Annotated in this window: 19 protein-coding genes and 1 pseudogene; 9 read left to right on the forward strand and 11 right to left on the reverse strand. The window is 62.1% G+C overall.

Features of this window, described 5'->3' with window-relative positions:
- Positions 1-15: 15 nt before the first annotated feature.
- The 4 genes from VFE81_RS05160 to VFE81_RS05175 form a co-directional block, all read right to left on the reverse strand.
- On the reverse strand, positions 16-786 hold the full coding sequence (locus VFE81_RS05160; RefSeq protein ID WP_325043566.1) for an SDR family oxidoreductase: 771 nt from the start codon (positions 784-786) through the stop codon (positions 16-18).
- Positions 787-846: 60 nt separating this feature from the next.
- On the reverse strand, positions 847-2559 hold the full coding sequence (locus tag VFE81_RS05165) for an acetolactate synthase catalytic subunit (protein ID WP_325043567.1): 1713 nt from the start codon (positions 2557-2559) through the stop codon (positions 847-849).
- A gap of 129 nt (positions 2560-2688) precedes the next feature.
- Entirely contained in the window at positions 2689-3708 is a 1020-nt protein-coding gene (locus VFE81_RS05170) for an alcohol dehydrogenase catalytic domain-containing protein (RefSeq protein ID WP_325043568.1), read from the reverse strand.
- A gap of 125 nt (positions 3709-3833) precedes the next feature.
- Positions 3834-4472, reverse strand: coding sequence for a TetR/AcrR family transcriptional regulator (locus VFE81_RS05175; RefSeq protein ID WP_325043569.1), 639 nt, complete (start codon positions 4470-4472; stop codon positions 3834-3836).
- 153 nt (positions 4473-4625) lie between these two features.
- Here VFE81_RS05175 and VFE81_RS05180 point away from each other — a divergent pair, with 153 nt between their 5' ends.
- The 4 genes from VFE81_RS05180 (at position 4626) to VFE81_RS05195 (ending at position 10275) form a co-directional block, all read left to right on the forward strand.
- Positions 4626-6050, forward strand: coding sequence for an MFS transporter (locus tag VFE81_RS05180; RefSeq protein ID WP_325043570.1), 1425 nt, complete (start codon positions 4626-4628; stop codon positions 6048-6050).
- 93 nt (positions 6051-6143) lie between these two features.
- Positions 6144-7601, forward strand: coding sequence for an aldehyde dehydrogenase family protein (locus VFE81_RS05185; RefSeq protein ID WP_325043571.1), 1458 nt, complete (start codon positions 6144-6146; stop codon positions 7599-7601).
- Between the two features lie 17 nt (positions 7602-7618).
- Entirely contained in the window at positions 7619-9091 is a 1473-nt protein-coding gene (locus tag VFE81_RS05190) for an NAD(P)/FAD-dependent oxidoreductase (protein WP_325043572.1), read from the forward strand.
- Between the two features lie 92 nt (positions 9092-9183).
- On the forward strand, positions 9184-10275 hold the full coding sequence (locus tag VFE81_RS05195) for a porin (protein WP_325043573.1): 1092 nt from the start codon (positions 9184-9186) through the stop codon (positions 10273-10275).
- Positions 10276-10365: 90 nt separating this feature from the next.
- Here VFE81_RS05195 and VFE81_RS05200 read toward each other — a convergent pair.
- Together VFE81_RS05200 and VFE81_RS05205 are read right to left on the reverse strand one after the other, a co-directional pair.
- Positions 10366-11079: pseudogene (locus VFE81_RS05200) on the reverse strand (CaiB/BaiF CoA transferase family protein); the annotation flags it as partial.
- The gene (locus tag VFE81_RS05205; protein WP_414695549.1) at positions 10977-11315 is read right to left on the reverse strand and encodes a LysR family transcriptional regulator; all 339 of its coding nucleotides are present in this window, start codon (positions 11313-11315) and stop codon (positions 10977-10979) included. The pseudogene VFE81_RS05200 and the gene VFE81_RS05205, both read right to left, overlap by 103 nt.
- Before the next feature lie 75 nt (positions 11316-11390).
- Here VFE81_RS05205 and VFE81_RS05210 point away from each other — a divergent pair, with 75 nt between their 5' ends.
- Positions 11391-11879: an SRPBCC family protein gene (locus VFE81_RS05210; protein WP_325043574.1), complete on the forward strand. Its 489-nt coding sequence runs from the start codon at positions 11391-11393 to the stop codon at positions 11877-11879.
- Positions 11872-12102, forward strand: a complete 231-nt coding sequence (locus VFE81_RS05215; protein ID WP_325043575.1) for a hypothetical protein — start codon at positions 11872-11874, stop codon at positions 12100-12102. Before VFE81_RS05210 ends, VFE81_RS05215 begins: the two co-directional genes overlap by 8 nt.
- A gap of 215 nt (positions 12103-12317) precedes the next feature.
- On the opposite strand, the gene VFE81_RS05220 is transcribed toward VFE81_RS05215, so the two are convergent.
- The 4 genes from VFE81_RS05220 to VFE81_RS05235 form a co-directional block, all read right to left on the reverse strand.
- The gene (locus VFE81_RS05220; RefSeq protein WP_325043576.1) at positions 12318-13205 is read right to left on the reverse strand and encodes an SDR family oxidoreductase; all 888 of its coding nucleotides are present in this window, start codon (positions 13203-13205) and stop codon (positions 12318-12320) included.
- 360 nt (positions 13206-13565) lie between these two features.
- Positions 13566-14903 carry an MFS transporter gene (locus VFE81_RS05225; RefSeq protein WP_325043577.1) on the reverse strand — a complete coding sequence of 446 codons (1338 nt, stop codon included), beginning with the start codon at positions 14901-14903 and terminating at the stop codon, positions 13566-13568.
- Positions 14904-14961: 58 nt separating this feature from the next.
- Positions 14962-15951, reverse strand: coding sequence for an Ldh family oxidoreductase (locus VFE81_RS05230; protein ID WP_325043578.1), 990 nt, complete (start codon positions 15949-15951; stop codon positions 14962-14964).
- A 37-nt stretch (positions 15952-15988) separates the two neighbouring features.
- The gene (locus VFE81_RS05235) at positions 15989-17584 is read right to left on the reverse strand and encodes an AMP-binding protein (protein ID WP_325043579.1); all 1596 of its coding nucleotides are present in this window, start codon (positions 17582-17584) and stop codon (positions 15989-15991) included.
- A 387-nt stretch (positions 17585-17971) separates the two neighbouring features.
- Between VFE81_RS05235 and VFE81_RS05240 the strand changes: the two genes are divergently transcribed.
- The 3 genes from VFE81_RS05240 to VFE81_RS05250 are packed head-to-tail and all read left to right on the forward strand — an operon-like array spanning position 17972 to position 20523.
- On the forward strand, positions 17972-18424 hold the full coding sequence (locus tag VFE81_RS05240) for a Zn-ribbon domain-containing OB-fold protein (RefSeq protein ID WP_325043580.1): 453 nt from the start codon (positions 17972-17974) through the stop codon (positions 18422-18424).
- Complete coding sequence (locus tag VFE81_RS05245) at positions 18421-19611, forward strand: thiolase C-terminal domain-containing protein (protein ID WP_325043581.1); 1191 nt, start codon at positions 18421-18423, stop codon at positions 19609-19611. The genes VFE81_RS05240 and VFE81_RS05245 overlap by 4 nt, the downstream gene beginning before the upstream one ends.
- Positions 19612-19635: 24 nt before the next feature.
- Complete coding sequence (locus VFE81_RS05250; protein WP_325043582.1) at positions 19636-20523, forward strand: SMP-30/gluconolactonase/LRE family protein; 888 nt, start codon at positions 19636-19638, stop codon at positions 20521-20523.
- Positions 20524-20549: 26 nt separating this feature from the next.
- Here the strand turns inward: VFE81_RS05250 and VFE81_RS05255 are convergent, their stop codons facing one another.
- Entirely contained in the window at positions 20550-21521 is a 972-nt protein-coding gene (locus VFE81_RS05255) for a LysR family transcriptional regulator (RefSeq protein WP_325043583.1), read from the reverse strand.
- Between the last annotated feature and the right edge of the window lie 342 nt (positions 21522-21863).

Below are 21863 nucleotides of genomic sequence, written 5' to 3' on the forward strand. Positions count from 1 at the left end.
GAGGGCGAGCGCACTTCAGGGCGGGGCAAGCAGTTGCAGAACTTCTTTGCGATATCCGGTCAGCCTTCCTCCGTCGACAACCAGCGTATGACCGGTCACGTATCTGCTCTCGTCGCTTGCGAGAAAGTGGTACACGCCCACCAGATCGTCCACTTCCGCAATTCGTCCGAGCGTCGAGAGCTGTTTAGCGAGCGTATTGAGAATGTGGGCGGGCGGCAGCATCGGCGTTCTGACGGGGCCGGGCGCCACTGCGTTGCAGCGTATTCCGCGCATGCCCAGTTCGACTGCGGCCGTTTTGGTCATGCTGATGACGGCTGCCTTAGTCGCGCTGTAGTCGAAGAATCCCTCGTTTTGCTGCAGACCGGCGACCGATGCCGTGGTGATGATCGACCCGCCATCGCGCATACGACGCGGTGCGTACTTCAGCACATAGTAAGTGCCGTAGAAGTTCAGCGCCACCACGCGATCCAGCACGGCTTCGTCGGAGTCAATCAGGTGTGTGCCTTTGCCCGGCCCGCCCGCATTGTGAATGACCACATCGAGTTTGCCGACTGCAGCCTCGGCTGAATCGAATGCGGCCATGACGCTATCGCGATTGCTAACGTCGACGTGAAGGTAGAGGGCTCCCTCATCCAGTAAGGATTGAGGCGGCGACTGTATGTCGGCGATGACCGTGCGCGCGCCTTCCTGCACGAATCGCTCACACGTGCCGAGGCCGATTCCCGAAGCGCCGCCTGTGACGAGGATGGCCTTGTCTTTCAGGCTGAAAGGGGCTGGTTTGTTCATGATGTCCCGTGGTTTTGTGAGCGGCCGCTAGCGCCGCGTGAGAAAGACCAACGCATCGCTTCAGTAATGTGCGAGCCTGGTGAACAGGGTGACCGGCGGCATGGCGTCCGGATCGGCTACGACGTCGATCAGCACGGGCCCATCGGTATCCAGTGCTGTCGCGATCACGGTGGCGATATCCTCCGCGCGCTCCAATCGGATGCCTTTCACACCGCACGCCCTGGCGATCGCGGCATGATCGACTGGCGAAAAATCGCAGACGTCGGTGTGGCGTCCTAGGCCGGCCTCTTCAGCGTGCTTCTGATAGCCGAGCACGGCGTTGTTCATGACGGCGACCACCAGCTTGACGCTGTGCCGCTTCGCGGTTTCGAGTTCGGACCATACATGGCCGAAGCCGCCGTCTCCGACAATGCAGAACACCGGGCGATCCGGCTGACCGATCCGCGCGCCCATCGCCATCGGAAAACCCCAGCCGAGACCGGCCTGGCCACGGGGCGTGATGAAGCGTCGGCTGTGTTTGGCTGTCAGATAGTTGGCGACCCAGATAGACGAAAAACTCGCGTCGGCCACGACGATGTGATCGTCGGTCAACTGCTTTTCCAGTTCGGCCATGAAACGCTCGGGACGAATCGGCGACGCGACCGATTGGGTGACGTCAGCGATTTCTTCGCGATGCCGGCTCTTCGCGCTGGCCAGGGTACTTTCCAGCGCCGCACGCGCTGAACGGCGCCTCGACAGGTCCTGGGTCGCGAGCGCGTCGTTCAGCGCCGTGAGGGTCAGCCTGGCGTCGCCCGTCAGACGCAGCGATTCGTAGTTACGGCCGATCTCGCCAGAATCGATGTCGATATGAATGTAGGTTGCGTGACGCGGCAGCAAGGTCCAGGAGTCGGTGCCGTTCTGATTGGTCCGGTTGCCCACCAGCAGTACAACGTCTGCTTCCGTGACCAGCGGTTTTGCGTGCCGCGCCATGCCACGTTCGGCCATGAAATACCCAATCACGCCCATCGACAGTGGATGCGTTTCATCCACACTGCCTTTGCCCATAGTGCTGGTCGCCACTGGCAGATGTGCATGCTCTTGCAAGGCTCGCAACGCTTCCTGCGCGCCGGAGCTGATCACGCCGCCGCCTGCATAGACGATCGGTGCGCGCGCGTTGGCCAGCAGTCCAGCCGCCGTCGTGATCAGCGCGGGGGCGGCCTGCACGCGATCGAGCGGATAGTGGCCGAGCGACGCGCGCCGCTGCCCGCTAGCGGCATGGCCGTCACGTTCGGCGAGCAATTCCATCGACACCAGCAGAACGGCCGGTCCCGGCCGCCCGCTCGCGGCGGCGGTAAAGGCCATATCGACGTAGTCTTCGATGCGGCTCTCACTCGTCACCCTGCGGATCCATTTGGAGACGCCCCTGAACAACTCCAACTGGTCCAGTTCCTGGAAAGCGTTGCGATCGCGCGCGCCAGGCCCAACGTCCTGCACCAGCGCCACGATGGGAATCGAGGCGGACAGACACTCCGCGAGCCCGGCCACCAGCAGCGTGGCGGCCGGGCCGTTCTGCGCGGTCACCACCGGTACTTTGCCGGTGGCACGCGCATAGCCGTCGGCCATATAGGCGCCGGCATTTTCCTGCCGATAGCCGATCTGACGAATGCCGATGTCATCAGCCGCGAGCGTCAAAGCAGGTGGATTGCTTTGTCCGAAAAGATACTCGACACCGTGACGCCGCAAAGCATGGGCGAAGCGCTGGGGCGGCCGCAGCAGTTCAGGTGTGTCAGTCATACTTGATCTTCCTCTGATTGGTAGTGCTTATAATTGAATGTGATCGGTGCAATTGGCAAAGTTAATCCGGACGGGGTTATGAAAGGCGATTCGTGACGGGTGCCGGCATCGGCGCAAATGCGTTCCAGCTCAGGGGGTGATCAGCACCTTGCAATGATCGTTCGGTTTGCTGAGCCGCTCGAACATGGCGGGCGCTTCATCGAGACTCACCGTTGCAGTAACGAGTCCGTCCACAGTAATCCGACCAGCCGCGAGCATACGCTGCACGAAGGGAAAATCGTCAATGTCATAGGCGAGCGGGAAGGTCATGCGCAGGCGTTTGAGCGCCGCCGACACCACGGTAAAGTTCTCAGGCTGCATACCGGTGCCGACCATCACCAGATGCGCACCGGTCGGCGCGAACTCGATCAGTTGTGCGATCATCGGACGCCCCACACACTCGAAGATTACCGAAGGCTTGCGCCCGGTCCGTCGTTCGAACTCGGCGACCGGATCGGTCCACTGCGCGGCATCGATCACGACCTCTGCGCCGACCTTTTGCGCGCGCGCGCGCCGTGCCGGCATCATTTCACTGACGCCGATATTGCCTGCGCCGAAGAATCTGGCCCACTTCGCGACAGCCAGCCCGATGATGCCCGCGCCGACCACCAGAACGTCTGCTCCTGCCGGCACATTTGCCGCCTTCCAGGCGCCGAGGCCGACCGCGAGCGGCTCGATCGTTGCCGCGTCGGTGTCGCTGAGGCTGTCGGGAATCTTCATCGCCAGCGCGGCCATGCAGGTTGTGTATTCCGCGTAGCCGCCGGGCATGCGCAGATCGAAGCCTTGCATGACGATCTGCGCGCATTCCGAATTGCGGCCCTTCGCGCATGCCGGGCACGTGCCGCACGGTTTGGCGGGCAACGCGACGAGGCGGTCGCCCACACTCCATCCCGTCGTACCTGGGCCCACTTCGACGACGACGCCCGAGTATTCGTGGCCGAGCACATTGCCGGGCTGCAAAAGACCCGGCACCTCGACCGCGTGCAGGTCCGAGGTGCAGATGCCACATGCCTTGACCTTGAACACCAGGCCGCCGGGTGGCGCCGCGGGCCGTTCCATATCGGTGATCTGCAATGGCCGGCCAACTTCCAGAAACTGCAATGCTTTCATGAACGTTCCTTTGGCGTTATCAGGCAGCCGCGGCTGCCAATGTCGACGGAAAAATCAACTGACGCCGACGAGCGGCGTCATACGACGAAGGCGGGTAGTCAGGCAAGGCCGAACAAACGACCGGCTCAAACCGGGTGGCCGCGATCCAGGCCGCGAAACACGGTGGCGTCGATCGCGCTCATCAACCGGTCGACGGTCAAACCGTCGACGTCCGGCACCCACTTGCCCAGCCAGATCAGCATACCCAGCAGTAACTGCATGACGAGTTCGGGCTCGCATTGCACGATCGAGCCGTCCCCCATCCCTTCCTTCAGAAATTTGACCAGAAATGCTTTCAGCCGGTCGGCCCACGCCGAGATCGCTTTGCGCTGAGCGGACTCGAGATACGAGTAGTCGCCGAAATAGAGTTGCGGGCCGTTTTTCGAAGCCTCGACCAGCATGTTGCGGATGAAGTGGCGCAACTTCTCCTCGCCGGTGCCCCCGGCGGCGTCGGTCTTGATCAGAACCCCCTCCAGACGCTCGAGCGAAGAACGGTGGCAGGCGTAGGCGAGCGCCTGCTTGTTCGGGAAGTAGTGGTAGAGCGCCGCGTCGCGCAGATCCAGCGTGGCGGCGATGCCGGTCAACGTGGCGAGTGCGTAGCTTTTGGAGTTGATCATTTCGGTCGCCGCGCGAACGATCGCCTCCCGCATACCGGCCGATTTACGGCTTTGCGAGAGTGCTTTGGGTTCTTTAGGTTTTCTTGTCGTCATGTGGTCGTAAGCCATGTCACGGGCAGGAAACGCCCTTGATGCGTATTCTGCCGAGCTTCGTAAAATTCCGATACGGGTAAATTCTAGTATTGACTAGAACTTCTAGTTTGGACTAAAACATCGGTTAGCGGACCGATCGCACAGTCCGCAGACATTGGAGACAACGACATGCAGAAAACTCAGGGTTCCGAAGCGGTTCCCATAGCCGGCCAGCGTTCGGGGTTATCAGCGAGCGCGCGCGCCTGGGCGGCCTTCGAGGGAGGACGTGACCCATATTTCCCGCTTGTGAGCATCTATATCTTCATGCCGTACGTCGCTACGGTGCTGATCGGCGACGCCGTCAAAGGGCAGGCCATCATCGCCGCCTACGCGTTGCTCGGCGGCCTGATTGCCGCACTGACCGCGCCGTTGCTCGGCGCCGCGGCCGATCGGCTGGGTCGCCGGTTTCCACCGCTGTTCGTCCTTTCGCTGTTGTTCGCGCCGCTGGTGTTCTCGCTGTGGTGGGCCAAGCCCGACGGCTCGGGCCTTAGCGTGCCGACGATTCTCGTCATCACATTGTTCATTTCGCTGGTTTTCACCTACGGCGAGGTATTTCACAACTCGTTGCTGCCCTATGCCGCGCGAACTTCTCTGGACGCTTCGTCGATGTCGGGCGCGGGGTTGGCGCTCGGCAATGTCGTGTCGGTGGCCGCCCTCGTGTTCGTGCTGTGGGCGTTCGCCTTGCCGGGCAAGGTGAACTGGGCCTTTGTGCCGAAGGTGCCGCTATTCGGTCTCGCAGTCGGCAGTAGCGAAACCAGCCGCATCGCGGCGCCGATCTCGGCGTTGCTGTTCGTGTTGGGCGCCATCCCGTTGTTTCTTTTCAGCCAGGACGCCCCCCGGCGCGACGCCGGAATTCTGGCCGCCATTGGCGGGGGCGCCCGCGATCTGCTCGCGCTCGTCAAAAGCGTGCGCCAGCACCGTGACGCCGCGATCTATCTCGGCTCACGGATGCTGTTCTCCGACGCGCAAATCGCCTTGATCACTTTTAGCGGCATCTATGCGGCAGGCGTGATGCATTGGCACGTGCTGGAGATGACGGCGTTCGGCATTCTGATGAGCAGCTTCGCCGCGCTTGGTGGTCTCTTTGCCTCGAAGCTGGATCGGGTGCTGGGCCCCAAGCGTGCGTTGCAGGTGGAGATCATCGGCACGATCGCCGGCATCGTGGCGCTCCTGAGCGTCTCGCCGGCCGGCATGCGCTTCGTATTCGCGGCCGATCCCGGCGCCGCACCGCTCTGGAACGGACCGGTATTCACCCGGCTGCCTGAGATCGTGTTTCTCGCCATCGGCGGTGTGGTGGCCGTCTGCAACACGGCGATCTTTGCCTCGGGACGGACCTTCCTCACGCACCTGACGCCGCCTGGACAATCGGGCGCCTTCTTCGGTCTCTACGCGCTGTCCAGCACGGCGACCGTGTGGCTCGGCCCGCTCGCGGTTCAGACCGCTGTCACCACGTTTCACAGCCAGCAGGCAGGCAATGTGGCCATTGCGATTCTGCTGGCGCTCGGGCTGGTGCCGCTCAGCCTGGTGCGCGACCCCGCGCGCCATCGCACATGAAGCAGGAAGGACCATGCGGCGAGCGCGCCGAGTGCGCGCGCCGCGTATCTGATCCTGCACCGAAGTAACCCATTCACATCTCGAGGAATGTTCATGCGCGACCATCAGCAGTTCTACATCGACGGGCAATGGGTCACGCCCTTGGGTGGCGGAGAACCTTTCGAAGTCGTCAATCCGGCCACTGAAGCCGTGGCCGGCACGATCCGGCTTGGCAGCGACGCCGACGTCGAACTAGCCGTCGTGGCAGCGCGGCGCGCGTTCGACAGTTATTCCCGCACCACCTTGCAGCAGCGCTGTGACCTGCTCGCCAATATCGGCGCGGTCTACGAGCGCCGTCTCGACGATCTGGCCGTGGCGATCTCCGAGGAAATGGGCGCGCCGCTCAAGCAGGTGGCGCGTACGGCGCAAGCGCCGCTCGGTCTCTGGCACCTGCAAACCACCCTGGCGATGGCGGCAGCTTATCCGTTCGAGCAGCAGCAGGGCAGCACGCTGATCGTCAAGGAACCGGTCGGTGTGTGCGCGCTCATCACGCCGTGGAACTGGCCGATGAACCAGATCGTCTGCAAGGTCGCGCCGGCACTGCTGGTGGGCTGCACGATGGTACTCAAGCCGAGCGAGTTCGCGCCGTTCTCGGCGCAGATTCTCGCGGAAATACTGCACGAGGCGGGCGTGCCGGCAGGCGTCTTCAACATGATCCACGGCGATGGCGCGAAGATCGGACCCGCGCTGTCGGCGCATCCGCAGGTCGACATGGTGTCCCTGACAGGTTCGACACGCGCGGGTGCTTCGGTTGCGCGTCATGCCGCCGACACCATCAAGGTGGTGTCGCTGGAACTGGGCGGCAAGTCCGCCAATATCATTCTCGATGACGCCCCGCTGGAGCAGGCTGTGACCGCCGGTGTCATGAACATGATGTTCAACAGCGGCCAGAGTTGCAACGCGCCGTCCCGCATGCTGGTGCCGCGCTCAAAGCTCGCCCAGGCAGAGAAAATCGCGGTGGCGGCGCTGGAGCGTCTGGTAGTCGGTGATCCGGCGAACGCGGCCACGACCACCGGACCGCTCGCTAACCGGCGCCAGTTTCAGCGTGTGCAGGCGCTTATCGACCAAGGCATAAGCGAAGGCGCGACGCTTGTCGCCGGTGGCCTTGGGTTGCCCGACGGCATCACACGTGGCTATTTCACCAAGCCGACCGTATTCAGCCAGGTCCACAACCGCATGCGCATTGCACGGGAGGAAATCTTCGGTCCCGTGCTGACCATGCTTGCGTACGAAAGCGAAGAAGAGGCGATTGACATCGCCAACGACTCCGATTACGGCCTCTGCGGCTACGTCTTCGGTGGCAGCGTTGCGCGGGCCACCGCCGTAGCGAAACGCTTGCGCACCGGCATGGTTCACCTGAATGGCGCCGGCGTCGATCCGGCGGCACCGTTCGGCGGCTACAAGCAATCGGGCGTGGGCCGGGAGTGGGGCGCGGCGGGAATCGACGAGTTCGTCGAGACCAAGGCCGTCATGGGCGCAGTGGCGCCCGCACAAGATGCTTCAACCGACTGACCGGGACCACGCTTCACATGGAAAATTTCGACGTTCTAATCATTGGTGCAGGGGTTTCCGGTGTCGGCATGGCATGCGCGCTGAGCACCGAATGCCCCAGCAAAACTTACGCCATTCTCGAGCGGCGCGAACGTCTGGGCGGCACGTGGGATCTGTTTGATTACCCGGGTGTGCGCTCGGATTCCGACATGCTCACCTATGGCTACCGGTTTCGGCCGTGGCAGGACGCGAAGGTTCTCGCCGCAGGCCAGACGATTCGCGACTATCTGGCGGAGACGGCGAAAGAGTACGGCGTCGACCGGCATATCCGTTATGGCCTGAAGATCAGCCGCGCGGACTGGTCGCAAACGCAACGGCGTTGGACTGTCACAGCGATCTCGGAAGCCAGTGGCGAGACCCGCAGATTCAGCTGCGCGCAACTCGTGATGAGCACCGGCTATTACAACTATGACGCGGGCTATACGCCGGCCTTTCCGGGTATCGGCCGGTTTGCCGGCGAGGTGGTGCATCCGCAGCACTGGCCGAAGGATATTGAGCTAGGTGGCAAGCGCGTGGTCGTGGTGGGCAGTGGCGCGACGGCGATTACGCTGGTGCCGAACCTCGCACGGCTGGCAGCTCACGTGACCATGCTGCAGCGTTCGCCAACCTACGTGCTGTCCGTGCCGTCGCGTGATGCGCTCACGGAGAAGCTGAGCCGCATTATGCCCAGGCGTTGGGCGTTCGCGCTTGCGCGCCGGCGCAACACCGCGCTGGCTGGCTGGATCTACAAGGCGTCGCGAAAATGGCCGCACAAGATGCGCAACTTCCTGATCGCGCAAGCCGGCAAGCACCTCGGCAGCACCGCCGATATGGCGCATTTCACGCCGGCTTACATGCCGTGGGACCAGCGGTTGTGCATTGTGCCCGACGCCGATCTGTTCAAGGCGCTAAGGAGCGGCAAGGCGTCGGTCGTCACCGATCACATCGCCGGTTTCGATGGCACAAAGATCGTGCTGCGCTCAGGCGCCGAACTCGAAGCAGACGTGCTGATCACCGCCACGGGGCTCAATGTTCAGGTATTCGGCGGAACGGAGATCTTCGTGGACGGCGAGCGCTATGAGCCGCGGCAGCACATGCTTTACAAGGGCGTGCTGCTGGAGGGCCTGCCGAATTTCGCGTGGATCGTCGGCTACACCAATCTCTCCTGGACCCTGAAGTCGGATCTGGCGGCCAGCTATCTGTGCCGCCTCTACAAGCACATGGACGATACCTCGAGTGCCGTGTTCCGAGCGCGCGACGAACACGGCTGCAGGCTGGAAGAGTCGGTGATGGGCAATCTTACGTCGGGCTACATTACGCGCGCGAAAGACGCCATGCCGCGGCAGGGCAGGCAGGCGCCGTGGCGCGTGACTCATCACTATCCGAGTGACAAGGTAACGCTTCTCGACGATGCCGTCGACGACGGAATTCTGTCTTTCGAGCGACAGCAGCAAGAGGTTTGCACGCGCTAGGCACGGTTAGCGACCGGTCATGAAGCTTCACATCTATCCGCATCAACTTCGCTTAAAGCTGATCCATTCCAATAATTCAGGAGACACGAAGCATGTCGGTACAACATCTTAAACGGGCTGGCGTCGAGCTCACTCTGGCGGCTGCGTGCACATTGGGTGCAGCCCAGTGCGCGCATGCACAAAGCAGCGTCACCCTGTATGGAACCATTGACGCCTCGCTGCTGTACACGAGCAAAACGCTCGATATGAAGACCGGTGGTAACGCCGGCCATCAGTATTCATTTAATGATAGCGGCTTGAGCGGTTCGAATTTCGGCATGCGTGGCGTCGAAGATCTGGGTGGCAACCTGCGAGCGATCTTTGCTCTCGAGAGCGGCTTCAGCGTAGCGAACGGCGCGTTCAGCAATTCGAACGGCAATGCATTCGGCCGTCAAGCGTGGGTGGGAGTGGATGGCGGATTCGGTACGGTCAAGGCCGGTTTGCAATACTCGCCGTTCTTCATCGCGCTTTACGATTTCGACCCGCGCGGCATGTCGTATTTCGGCAGTGGTCTCGTTTCGTACAACAATAACGTGTACGTCACCGGGCTCTTCAATGCGAATTCGGTCAGCTATACGTCACCGGAAATCGCTGGCTTGCAGGCAATGGGTCTATTTGCAATGGGGGGGGCGGCGGGCGACTTCCAGGCGGGCCGTCAATATTCCGGAAGTGTGCGCTACCACGCCGGCGGTCTGACGATCGACGCCGCGCTGTATAGCGGCAACGCCGGCGGCAGTGCCGCGTCGATCCGGGTGCCGACCGTCGTCGCGTTCGACGGGCGTACCATTGGCGCGAGCTACCGGTTCGCGAGTCTCACGCTGAATGCGTCGTACGTACAGTACAAGGTGGCCGGCTCCTTTAACAACCGCGTCTATTCCGGTGGCCTGAGCTATAAGTTCGGTCCGGCAATCAATGTGGATGCCGGTGTCTGGTACACGCGTGACGCGAACAATTCGACCAATCACTCGGTGCTGGCCTCGACGGGGATAGACTATTACTTGTCGAAAGCGACGCTTGTTTACGGGCAGGTCGGCTTCGTGAACAACCACGGCGCGATGGCTTCCGGCCTCTCGGTCAATAACGCCTTCAACGGGCCGACCGGTACGACTATCGGCGCTAACCTCGGCATCCGGCATGTGTTCTGACAGTCGTGAGCCACTCGATCTAGCTGCAAAGCGACGAGGTCGAGCGAGGCTGCGGTAGCGATTGCGCTCGCGCAATTGCGGATGGTCAAGCAGCGTCTCGACGTCGTTCATCATACCGTTCGCAATCGACGCGCGATCCAGCCTTGCCAGCACTTCCGCGCTGCTCCACGCGGCGAAGCGCTGCTCGATCGTCTGTTCCAGCACCTCGCGATTGGCGACCCGTAACGAGTTCGAGACGTAGCGCGGCTCAACCGCGATAGCTGCGTCGTCCAGCACGACTGTGCAGAAGCTAAGCCACTCACGTTCGTTCTGGATACCGAAGAATACCGTCTTGCCGTCGCCGGTTGCGAACGGACCGTATGGCGCGATGGTCGCGTGCCGTGCGCCGCTTCGCGGAACCGGCTCGCCGCGGCCGCGCGTGTAGTACGCCGGGTAGCTCATCCACTCGGTCAGCGCGTCGAACAGCGAGACCTCGAACGCCATGCCTTTGCCGGTGCGCGAGCGCTGATGCAGGCCCATCAGGATGCCGTTCAGCGCGTACATGCCGGTCGCGATATCGGCAATCGCGAGGCCGCATTTCGACGGCGTCTCGGGCGTGCCGTTGATCGACAGGAAGCCGGTTTCGCACTGCACCAGCAGGTCGTAGGCCTTCTTGTCGCTGTACGGTCCGTTGGAGCCGTAACCGGAAATATCGCAGGCGATCAGTTGCGGAAAACGCGCAACCAGAGACTTCGCGTCGAGTCCCTGGCGTTGTGCGGCGCCGGGCGCCAGATTCTGGATAAAGACGTCCGCACGGGCGAGCAGCGCTTCAAGCGTTTCTGGCGGAGCACGTCGCGAGCGCGAAGATACAGTGCGCGACTGGCTTCGGTCGGCTGTACGCCTTGATGGCTGCGCAACAGTAGCGTCGTTTTCAGTTCGGTTTCGAGCCCGGCGACCTGCTGGCTGAGCGAAGGCTGAGCGACACAAAGCTGTTCGGCCGCCTTCGACAGGCTGCCGCAGTCGACGATCGCAACGAAATATTTGAGCTGGCGGATGTCCATGGAAGAAGCTTAACCTATGGCTCAAGCGGGGTTATCGCGGAAAATCCCAAGAAGAACACCAAGAACGGAGGCAGCTTGCGAACGGTCGAATACCGCTTTTCCACCATTTGGCGCATCGATGCGCCAGTGCAGGAAGTTTGGGAGGCAATCCAGGATTCGGCGCGCTGGCCCGAGTGGTGGAATAATGTTCAGCGCGTGGACCAGTTGGAGGCGGGCTCCGATCAGGGCGTGGGCGTCGTACAACGCTATACGTGGAAAGGCTGGTTGCCCTATCGCCTCGTGTTCGATATGCGGGTGACGCGCGTCGACCCGTTGGTCGCGCTGGAAGGGCAAGCCAGTGGCGACGTCGAAGGCGTCGGCCGGTGGAGCTTTTCAACCGACGGACGCAAACTTACCGTGGTCCGCTACGACTGGTGCGTGCGTACGAACCGCGCATGGATGAATGCATTGGCGCCGGTGTTGCGACCGGTTTTCCAATGGAATCACGATGCTGTGATGCGCGAAGGCGGCGCAGCGCTGGCGCGACGGCTGGACGCGCGGCTGGTTGGCATCGAGCATGGATGAAGTCCGTCACATTACGAAAGAGGAAGCTTCGATGGCTATTCAGCGAACCGGCCACAGGTATCGTGATACCGGTACAGGCAAGACGATCGACGTCTGGTTTCCGACTGCTGGCGGTGAAAAAAAACGCAGTTGCCTCGCCGAGAAAGTTGGCCTCATTTCTGGCGATTTCGTCACGGTAGCGATTGAGTCGCTCGACGTCCCCCCGGTGTCGACGGTTTCGTAGCTGTTGCTGCACGCGTGATTGACTAGAACCGTGCAGGTCCTAAAGTCGTCGCAGAAAGCGGGCGTTTCGCGAATCCGGGTAGCGTTGAATGAGCCCCGCCAGGAACGCTAGTCGAGACTGGGTTACATAGCTGCCAAAGAAAACATGCACCGCGTCGAGTGCCTGCCCGACGCGGGCAAGTTTCTACAACCCTTGCTCTTCTCCAGCGAAGATAATCAAACGTAGCGCATTTCGTTGAGGTCGGCGATGAGCGTCGGACCGGTCGGATGCCAACCCAATCGCGCCTGCGTTTGGGCGCTGGAAGCCGGAAAATCCATGCCGACAAATAGCCCCATCCATCCGAAATGCTCGGCCGCTTTTTCCGGCGCGATGGAAACAGCCGGCAGATTCAGACCTCGGCCCAGCGCCTCGGCGATCTCGCGACTGCTGAGCCCTTCTTCGCCGACTGCGTGATAGCGTGCGCCCGGTTCACGCGCTTCCACCGCGAGACGGTAAAGACGCGCTGCATCGAGCAGATGGCCCGCCGGCCAGCGGTTACGGCCTTCGCCCACATAGGCTGAGACGCCTTTTTCACGAGCGATCGCGACGAGCGGCGTGATGAGCCCCTGCTTGACCGTGTCGTGAACCTGCGGAAGTCGCACCACCGACACGTTGACACCTTTTTCCAGCAACTCATTTCCCGCGAGTTCGGACGCGATGCGCGGATTGGGATGGTTGATATTGAAGACGTCTTCGGTTGCAGGCTGGCCAAACCCAGGGCTGCCAATCCCGGTCCCGGAGGTGATGACGAGGGGACGATCGGAGCCGGCGAGGGCAGAGCCGAGTGCCGCGATGGCGCGCTTGTCCTTTTCGCAATTCTCGACAAACCTTGAAAAGTCGTGATCAAAGGCCGTGTGGATCACGCCTTCTGCGTTCGCAGCGCCGTTACGCAAGCTCTCAGGATCTTCCAGACTTCCGTGATGCACCTCGGCCCCCGCGGCAAGGAGCGCCTGGGCGCCCGCTTCCGAGCGGGTCATGCCGATCACCTGGTGGCCAGCCTTGATGAGTTCGGGGACGAGGGCTGAACCGATGAATCCAGTCGCGCCCGTGAGAAAGATACGCATGACAAAGCCTCCTTGGTAGTCAGGGGCGTACTATCCGGCTATTTTTCACTCGTTAAAAGTAGTGAGATCATCCTATTAAAATGATTAACAGGCTTGTAGGCGCAGGAGAAATCAAGTGTGGAACCGCGCCGTGCTCGCCTGTGCAGGCTGTCATCTCAGGAGACCGCGCCGGAGCCATCCGCGTTTCGCAAAACGGCAGTTTGGACAAAAAAACGGCTATATCGCTAATGCTTATCGTAATGGCGCGATCGATAAGCGCATTTGTAACTGCAGTTCGCGCGAGCTACGTCTCGCGATTAACCCGTCAAAACGCTGATCGATGACCTCGCCGCGATTCGCCCGCGGCGAAGTAAGAAAACCTCACAGCTGCGATACTTTGGCGTTCGCTGTCATTTCACGAAAACGTTGTTGGCGTGGAACGCAGAAGAACACGCACATCGCGGCGACAAACATCAGCGCCGAGATCGCAAACAGTCCGTTGACGAGACTGCCGGTCGCTGACTTCACCAGGCCGAGAAGGAACGGGCTTGTCATGCCCGAGAGATTGGACAGACTCGAAATCACTGCGATGCCGGCAACGCTCGAGCGTATGGAAAGCAGGCCTGTCGTCATTGCCCAGAAAACCGGCAGCGACGAGACGATCGCGGCGCGCGCGATAGCGAACATCGAGATCGAAAGTCCGAGACTGTGCGCGGTGAGGGAGGTGGCACTGAGCGCGACTGCGGCGATTACAGCGGCAGCGATAAAGTGCCAGCGGCGCTCAAAGTGCTTGTCCGAATGACGGCTGTAGAGGATCGTCGAAATGGCCGCCACGGCGTCGGGAATCATCGCGTACAGACCGACCTGCTGAAGGCTGCGTACGCCCAGTTCCCGAATCACGGTCGGCAGCCAGAAGCTCAGCGCATACGAGCCGCAAAGCATGCAGAACAGCACGAAACTCAGCAGGTAGACCTTCGGATCCGCGAAGGGAGAATGGGTGTGGGTCGCGGAGGAAGACGCGGCTGCGGCTGCGGCCACTTCTTCAATGACCAGCGCCTTCTGCTGGTCGGTGAGCCAGCCCGCTTTGCCGGGACTGTCAACGAGATACAGGTAGGACACGATGCCGAGCAGACTGCTCGGCAGTCCTTCGATCACGAACATCCACTGCCATCCCTGCATCCCATGCACGCCATTCATGTTCTGCAGGATCCAGCCTGAGGTCGGTCCGCCGACGAGTCCGGCCGCCGCGGTGGCAAGCATGAACAACGCGACCACGCGCGCACGGCGTGCTGGCGGATACCAATACGTCAGATAGAGCACGATGCCCGGAAAGAGTCCAGCCTCGAACACACCGAGGAAAAAGCGCACGACGTAGAACTGCACCGGTGTCGAGACGAACATTGTCCCTGCCGACAGCAGACCCCAACCAAGCATGATGCGCAGGAGCGTCTTGCGCGCGCCAATCCTGTGCAGTAGAAGGTTGCTCGGCACCTCGAAGATGAAGTAGCCGGCAAAAAAGATGCTGGCGCCGAGGCCGTAGATGGCGTCTGAGAAATCGAGCGCGTGCTTCATCTGCAACTGTGCGTAGCCGATATTGACGCGGTCCATGTAGTTCAGCATGTAGCAGATGAACAGCAGCGGCACGATGCGCAGCGTGATTTTCCGGTATGCACTGTCGCTCGCGGATCGCGAGGAAATGCCTGAAGCGGGGGTTGACATGGTGTCTCCTTGAGTATTTGTTTTATCGTCCGAACGATGCTACGCAGACCGCGTGTCGTCAGACTCTGGCGGCGATCGCCTTCAGCGCCTCATAGATCTGGTCCGCGACTTCGATCGCGTTGCCCGCCCGGCGCTTTTCCCGCTCGACGGCCGACCGCTCGAACGGCACGCGAACCGGTGTCGCCGGATCGAGTGGGCGGGTATCGCGCAGGCTGTTCGCGAATGCGCTCACGCGGCGCGCGTAGTCGTCGCCGTCCGTGAGCAGGTTCGGATCGACGACGAGCATGAAGAAGCCGCAGTCGCGCAGTTTGGGCGGCGCTGCCGATGCGCCACCCATCATCCCGAGCAACTGCACGACGAGCGCCAGGCCCGATCCTTTGTGACCGCCCCAGACCGCGAAGGCGCCAGCCAGTGCCGCAGCGGGATCGCGCGTGGGCTTGCCGTCGGGCGCGAAAGCCGATCCTTCCGGCAGCAGGTCGCCCATGCGCTCGGCCAGTACGACTTCACCGAGCATGATCGCCGACGTGCCGATGTCCCAGATGACAGGTGTCCCGGCGCTCGGGAAGCCGAAGGCGATCGGGTTCGTCGAGAAGCGCCCTTCGGTGCCGCCGTGCGGCGCGACGCGACGCCCGCCGCTACCGGCCACGAAGCCCATGAAGCCGGCCGCCGTGATCTTCTCAAGGTAGTACGAGAACATCCCGGTGTACCATGTCTGGTTGGCAGTGACGACCGCGATGCCCGTCGCGCGCGCCTTCTCGAGCGCGATTTCGGTAGCCCGATGGGCGACGAGATAGCCGACCTGGTCGCCGCCGTCAAGCGCGGCCGAGACGGGCGATTCCTTGACGATCTCGATGGGCTTGCGCGGCGTATGCGTCGCGTGAATGCGTTCGATGACCGACAGCGCGCGTGGCAGCCCGCCAAACGACAGGCCTCGCAACTCGCAGTCGATCAGATGATCACTGATGATGTCAGCCTCGGCCGGGGTGTGGCCGGTGGCGGTCATGCACGCTCGAATCAAGGTGCGTGCGTCGTGGATGCTGAGGATCATGACTGTCTCCGTGATGATTTTCGTGGTGGACGTGCGGCTATCTGGCGTCGGCGAGTGAGGGCGCGGACTCGGGCTTACGCGCGCTGTCCCAGGCCGCAGGCGCGGGGACCGTTTGCTGCAGCGTGTGGCGCTCGATTTTCGCCGAGCCGGTCTTCGGCAGCGATTCGCGAAACTCGATGTAGCGTGGCACCATGAATTTCGGCAGGCGGCCCGTGAGCCATTTGTGCAGTTCGCTCGCAGTGAGCGGCCCGGCATCGCGCAGCACGCCGACGAGATATACCTCGTCCTCGTTGTCGCCCGCGGGCACCCCCAGCACCGCACATTCGACGAGATCCGGATGCTGGATCGCGATGGTCTCGACTTCGTACGCGGAGATGTTTTCGCCACGGCGGCGAATGCGCTCCTTCTTGCGGCCGGCGAAGTACAGATAGCCCTCGTCGTCGGCGCGCATCATGTCACCGGTGTGGAACCACAGATTGCGCCATGCGCCGACTGTTGCCTCGGGCTTGTTCAGGTAGCCTTCCATCACAATGCCGGGCCGCTTCGGGCGCAGCACGAGTTCGCCGACTGAGCCTGTGGGCATCGGATTGTCGTTCTCGTCGACGATCGCGGCTTGCCAGTCGTCGCCCGCGCGGCCTGATGCCCCCAGCTTGCGTTCGGGGAACGGAGTAAATACAGTCATGCCCGTTTCCGTCATCGCGTGGGCTTCGACGAGACGCACGTTGAAGCGTGCCTCGAATTCGGGATCGTGGTGTGCATTGAACATGACGCGTACCCGATGCGCGCGGTCGTCGGCTGAAGGCGGCTTGTGCTTGAGGATCGGCGGGATGGTGAAGATGGTGGTGCTGATCGTCGCGTCCGCGCGGCGCACGTCCTGCCAGAAAGTGGTAGCGCTAAAGCGCGGTGCGAGATGCACCTGCGCACCAAGCACCAGCGCGGGCAAAGTCGCCATCGTACGGGACATGCCGTGAAAAAGCGGCAGTGGCGTGAAAACGATATCGTCAGCGGTCATGCCCACCGCGTTGATGAAGCTCTGGGCGGTCTGGAAGGTCAGCGATTGCGGCAGTAGCACGCCCTTGGAGGGGCCTGTGGTGCCCGATGTGTAGCAGATGAACGCGGTATCGGCCGCGGTCGCCGGCGCGCACACCGGATCGCCCGCATCGATCACCAGCGCGTTCCAACTGAGCGTCTGCATGCCGGCAACGCCGTCATGGGCGCCGCAGATCACCATTGTCTCCAGCGCACCGCGCTGGGCCGGCGCGAGATTCGCGAAGGCCGTCGCATGATTCGCGCTGGTGATGACGATACGCGTTTTCACGTCGCAGGTGACGTAAGCGAGCATGTCGCCCGCGTAGGCAGTATTGATCGGCACGCAGACGGTGTTGAGCAGGCTGAGGGCAAACCACGAAAAAACGAATTCAGCCGAGTTGTCGAGCATCACCATCACCGGCTCGTGGGGCTTTACGCCGATCGAGCGCAATCCACGTGCGACCGCCTGGCTGATCGCGTGAGTTTCGCTGAACGAATACGTTCTTTCGTCGACGCTCAGAAAGGGCTTGTCGCCGTGACGCTCGGCGGCCTGTGCGAGCAGCTTGCCGAGGACGCGTTCTTCGTAGGGAATTTCGAGGGTCATAGTTCCTGACTCGGTTTCATGGCCCGAGGCCATGCGTTGGCGATGGCGCTCGTGCGTTGGTAATCGCTAGGTTCGCTTGAACTATAAGAGCCGTTCAAGGTGCCGGCTAGGCGTGCACCTTTATCGCCGCCATGCACTCACGGCATGACAGTGCAGCGCAGGTGCTGGCGGCGGGCAAACTTCGGGTAAGTTCCGATTTCATTGAAAGTTCGGGCGACGCAAGGCGTCTTGCGCAACGTGGTTTTCCCGCGAGCCGCCGCTGCAGGTATGTCATGGCGGCATTTCCGTCATGACCGTCCGCTGCTACTGCGGGCCGGTCGTTATGCCTATAGTGACCGCAAGACGTCCACTGGCGCCGCGTGCGCCTGCTCATCGAGGAGACCCCCCATGCCCTATTTACCCGACGCGATGCCCGCACCGCAACCCTCGCGCGACGACGCGCCATTCTGGAGCGCCTGCAACGAAGGCCGACTGCTAATTCGCCATTGCACGGATTGCGAGCGCTTTTCCCACCCGCCGATGCCGAGCTGCCCGCACTGCGCGTCCACACGCATGGACTGGAAGGAAGTCAGCGGTAACGGCACCGTGTACACGTACACAGTCAGCCATCACCCGACGCACCCGGCGCTCAAGGGTCACAACCCTTACAACGTCGCGGTGGTACTGCTCGACGATGCGGGCGACGTGCGGCTCGTGAGCAACGTCGTCGACGTGGCGCCCGAAGACATGAAGATCGGGTTGCCGGTCAGCGTGTATTGGGATGCCCTCGCGGGCGGTTTCCAGTTGCCGCGCTTCAGGAAGCGCATCGAATCAGATCAAAGCAAGGGAGAAGAACAATGAGCTTTCCGACCGCAGACGCACCCAAGCGCCTTCAGCCCTGTATCGTCGGCGTTGGCGAGACCGCCTACGCCAAACGCGGCGGGCACAATGACCAGTCCGAGTTCGAGCTCTGCCTGCAAGCGATCCGCAATGCAGCCGCTGATGCCGGCATCGAGGCGAGCAGGATCGACGGCTATGCGTCGTTCGGGTTCGAACGACACGAGCCGGTCATGGTGCAGGCCGCGCTCGCCGCGCCACTCTTGCGCTTTTCGTCGCTCGTGTGGGGCGGCGGCGGCGGTGGCTGTTCGGCCTCCGTGATGCTAGCCGCTGCGGCGGTGGCGACAGGGCAATGCCAGTATGCGGTCGCGTATCGTTCGATTTGCCAGGGGCAGTACGAACGCTATGGCGAATACCGTGCGCGTCCGATGTGGGGCTCGTACGTCGCGCCGTTCGGCCTGATGTCGCCGGCGATGATGATGGCGCTCGTCTATCGACGCTATCTGGAAGAGTCGGGCATGAACGCCGACCATCTCGCGGAACTCGCCGTCACGATTCGCGGCAACGCGCAGAAGAATCCGCGGGCGGTGATGCATGGCCGGTCGATGACACACGACGACTACTTCGCTGCGCGGATGGTCGCAGACCCGTTCCGTTTGTACGATTGCTGCCTCGAAACGGACGGCGCGTGCGCCGTGCTCATTACGTCGGCCGAGCTGGCGGAGAAGCTGCAACGGCCTGCCGTACCGATTCTCGCGGCAGCACAGGCGAGCGGCGCGCGCTGGACGCTCGGGCCGATGGGTTCGCACAATATGCCGCTCGACACTTACGCCACCATCAATTCCAGGGATGTCGCCGCAGCGTTGTACCAGCAAAGCGGCTTGACACCGGGAGACATCGACGTCGCGCAATTCTACGATGCGTTCACAGGGCTGATCCCGATGGCGCTCGAGGACTATGGCTTCTGCCGGCGTGGTGACACCGGTGCGTTCATTGAGGCGGGCGAGATTCGTGCCGGCGGGCGGTTACCGGTCAATACATCGGGTGGCTTGTTGTCGGAAGCGTACCTTCACGGCCTGAACCTCGTGATCGAAGGCGTGCGGCAGATGCGCGGCGAATCGACAGCGCAGGTCGATGGCGCCCGTCACTGCCTCATCACGAGCGGCGGCGGCGGCGGCCACAAGAGCGGACTGATTCTCGGCCGTCCATAACATCTTCACTCCCACGAAACGGCGATGACTGACATGACCAACGAAATTCACGCGGAGCTTGCGTTTCGCTGTGACACGAAGCTTGGCGAGGGCCCCCTCTGGAGTTCCGCCGACGGCGTGCTGTACTGGATCGACCTGATCGGCAAGCGCCTGTACCGGGGCAATCCGCAAAGCGGCGCAGTCGACTCAAAGACGCTGCCCTATCGATGTGCGCGCGTGACGCTTTGTACCGATGGACGTTTGCTGTTTTCGTTCACGCGCGGGCTTGCGTTCGGGACCTACGAGAGCGATGACTATACGCCGTTCGCGGCGAGCGGCCTGATCTCGCCGCAGGAGCGTTATAACGACGCTGCCTGCGATTCGCGCGGCCGCTTCTGGACCGGCACCTACGACGTCGATCTTGAATCGCCGATCGGTGGGATCTATCGTTTCGACGGCGATCGGGCGTCTCGTGCGGCCGACGGTATCCGGCTCGCTAACGGACTGCGATGGAGTCCGGATGAGCGCTCGATGTACTTCGCGGATTCGCGTCCGGGGCAACTATGGGTGTACGAGTTCGACGTGAACGACGGGCAGGTTGGCGAGCGTAGACTGCTCATCGACTACACCGATACCGGCGTGAAGCCCGATGGCCTGGCGACCGACACCGACGGCTGCGTGTGGATTGCCGAGGTGCACCGTTCGCGCGTGGCGCGCTACACGCCACAGGGCGTGCTTGATTGCGTTGTTGATGTACCGACCCGCCGGCCGACCTCAGTCTCGTTCGGCGGCGCCGACCGCAGGACGCTCTACATCACGACGCGAAACGACGGCATGTCCGAGGCCGACTTCGCGACTGAGCCGTACGCGGGATGCGTGTTCGCAGCAACTTCTCCCGTTCCGGGCTTGACCGAGCACGCGTTCCGGATTTAAGGGAGATCGAAGGAAGCAGACGACGCTTATCCTGGCATGACCATCGGCGTGCCTTGCCACACGCCACCCTGCACGAGCCGGCGGATCTCACGCTGAATCAGTTCGCCGACAAAGCGGACTGTCTTCAGACGACGATGCTCGCGCGTGGTGGCCAGTGTCAGGCAGATTGACATGCCGGGCTGGTCGATGGCGCGTGCCGCCAGTTGGCCGGCGGCCACCTCGGGGGCAATCGTGCCGTAGGTCAGCAGCGTATAGCCGAGCCCTTGCGCGGCGAGCGACTTCAGAAGCGCCGTGCTGTTGGTCTCGTAGATCGGATCGAGCGGCGCGCCGATCTCGCTGAACGCTTCGTCGACGAGCAGTCGTAGCGCCTGGCCACGGCTGGGCAGGATCAACGGCGCGCCGACGAGATCGGCCATCGTGGGGCGTTCGATATTGAGCAGTTCGGAGTTGGGCTTGCCGGCAAGATAAAGCCGCTCCATCAACAAGGGCACCGCGACCACACGGGAATCCGTCGGCGGATCAAACAGGACGGCGATTGACAGTTCGTTGTTCAGCAACTGTGCGCTTAGCACGCGGCTCACATCCTGAACGAGGCTCACGTGCAGCTTCGGCCAGTGCGACGCGATCGTGGAGACCACATGCGCGGCGAGATACGAGCCCGCCGTGTGCGTCATGCCAATCGAAATTGAGCCGGACACGTCTTCCGCCGAATGCATCACCTCTTCGCGCAATTGTGCGAGTTGCGCGAGGATGCCGCCTGCTTTCGCGGACAGCAGCTTCCCCGAACGTGTGAGCTGGCAGCCCCGATTGGTGCGTACGAACAGCTCCACGCCGAGTTCCTCTTCGAGCCGCTTCATCTTGCGTGTCACGACCGGTTGTGCGAGGTCGAGCTGCACCGCCGCGCGCGAGAAGTTCTCCAGTTCGGCGACCTTGCAGAAGATCTTCAGCAGATCACAGTCCATGGACTGCTCGCCAATCGGTGCGGTGCTGGTGGTCATGTCGAAAATGTATCTCGGAATAAGCTGCCATCGTAACCAATCATCGGCAGGGTGTCCACGAACGACTGAGCGCGTCCGCGCACTCTGGAAACCGTCTACGCTAGTGAATACCCTGAATCGGGGCTCTTTTGAACTGACGTGACACCATGTTAAGCAGGCGCAACAGTCTTCCTGCTCGTCTGACTCGTGCCCGTCGTAATGCATTTGATATGCATGATCGTTATGGCCGGCATGTCATCTTGCTCCTACTGCCGACGAGGCCCGCTCCTTATAGTCCTCCTTACCGCGGGCGGGTTTGCACTGCGGGATAACCGGTCAACTCGATAAAAGAATACGGTTCAG

The organism is Paraburkholderia sp. (assembly GCF_035656215.1).
Classification (GTDB): Bacteria; Pseudomonadota; Gammaproteobacteria; order Burkholderiales; family Burkholderiaceae; genus Paraburkholderia.

Bases quoted from the DNA above. Each gene is read 5' to 3' on its own strand.
- VFE81_RS05240 (WP_325043580.1), top strand. From the start codon at position 17,972: ATGCCCTATTTACCCGACGCGATGCCCGCACCGCAACCCTCGCGCGAC.
- VFE81_RS05220 (WP_325043576.1), bottom strand. From the start codon at position 13,205: ATGCGTATCTTTCTCACGGGCGCGACTGGATTCATCGGTTCAGCCCTC.
- VFE81_RS05235 (WP_325043579.1), bottom strand. From the start codon at position 17,584: ATGACCCTCGAAATTCCCTACGAAGAACGCGTCCTCGGCAAGCTGCTC.
- VFE81_RS05170 (WP_325043568.1), bottom strand. From the start codon at position 3,708: ATGAAAGCATTGCAGTTTCTGGAAGTTGGCCGGCCATTGCAGATCACC.
- VFE81_RS05205 (WP_414695549.1), bottom strand. From the start codon at position 11,315: ATGGACATCCGCCAGCTCAAATATTTCGTTGCGATCGTCGACTGCGGC.
- VFE81_RS05255 (WP_325043583.1), bottom strand. From the start codon at position 21,521: ATGACCACCAGCACCGCACCGATTGGCGAGCAGTCCATGGACTGTGAT.
- VFE81_RS05225 (WP_325043577.1), bottom strand. From the start codon at position 14,903: ATGTCAACCCCCGCTTCAGGCATTTCCTCGCGATCCGCGAGCGACAGT.
- VFE81_RS05175 (WP_325043569.1), bottom strand. From the start codon at position 4,472: ATGGCTTACGACCACATGACGACAAGAAAACCTAAAGAACCCAAAGCA.
- VFE81_RS05195 (WP_325043573.1), top strand. From the start codon at position 9,184: ATGTCGGTACAACATCTTAAACGGGCTGGCGTCGAGCTCACTCTGGCG.
- VFE81_RS05165 (WP_325043567.1), bottom strand. From the start codon at position 2,559: ATGACTGACACACCTGAACTGCTGCGGCCGCCCCAGCGCTTCGCCCAT.
- VFE81_RS05245 (WP_325043581.1), top strand. From the start codon at position 18,421: ATGAGCTTTCCGACCGCAGACGCACCCAAGCGCCTTCAGCCCTGTATC.
- VFE81_RS05190 (WP_325043572.1), top strand. From the start codon at position 7,619: ATGGAAAATTTCGACGTTCTAATCATTGGTGCAGGGGTTTCCGGTGTC.
- VFE81_RS05215 (WP_325043575.1), top strand. From the start codon at position 11,872: ATGGATGAAGTCCGTCACATTACGAAAGAGGAAGCTTCGATGGCTATT.
- VFE81_RS05230 (WP_325043578.1), bottom strand. From the start codon at position 15,951: ATGATCCTCAGCATCCACGACGCACGCACCTTGATTCGAGCGTGCATG.
- VFE81_RS05250 (WP_325043582.1), top strand. From the start codon at position 19,636: ATGACTGACATGACCAACGAAATTCACGCGGAGCTTGCGTTTCGCTGT.
- VFE81_RS05185 (WP_325043571.1), top strand. From the start codon at position 6,144: ATGCGCGACCATCAGCAGTTCTACATCGACGGGCAATGGGTCACGCCC.
- VFE81_RS05180 (WP_325043570.1), top strand. From the start codon at position 4,626: ATGCAGAAAACTCAGGGTTCCGAAGCGGTTCCCATAGCCGGCCAGCGT.
- VFE81_RS05160 (WP_325043566.1), bottom strand. From the start codon at position 786: ATGAACAAACCAGCCCCTTTCAGCCTGAAAGACAAGGCCATCCTCGTC.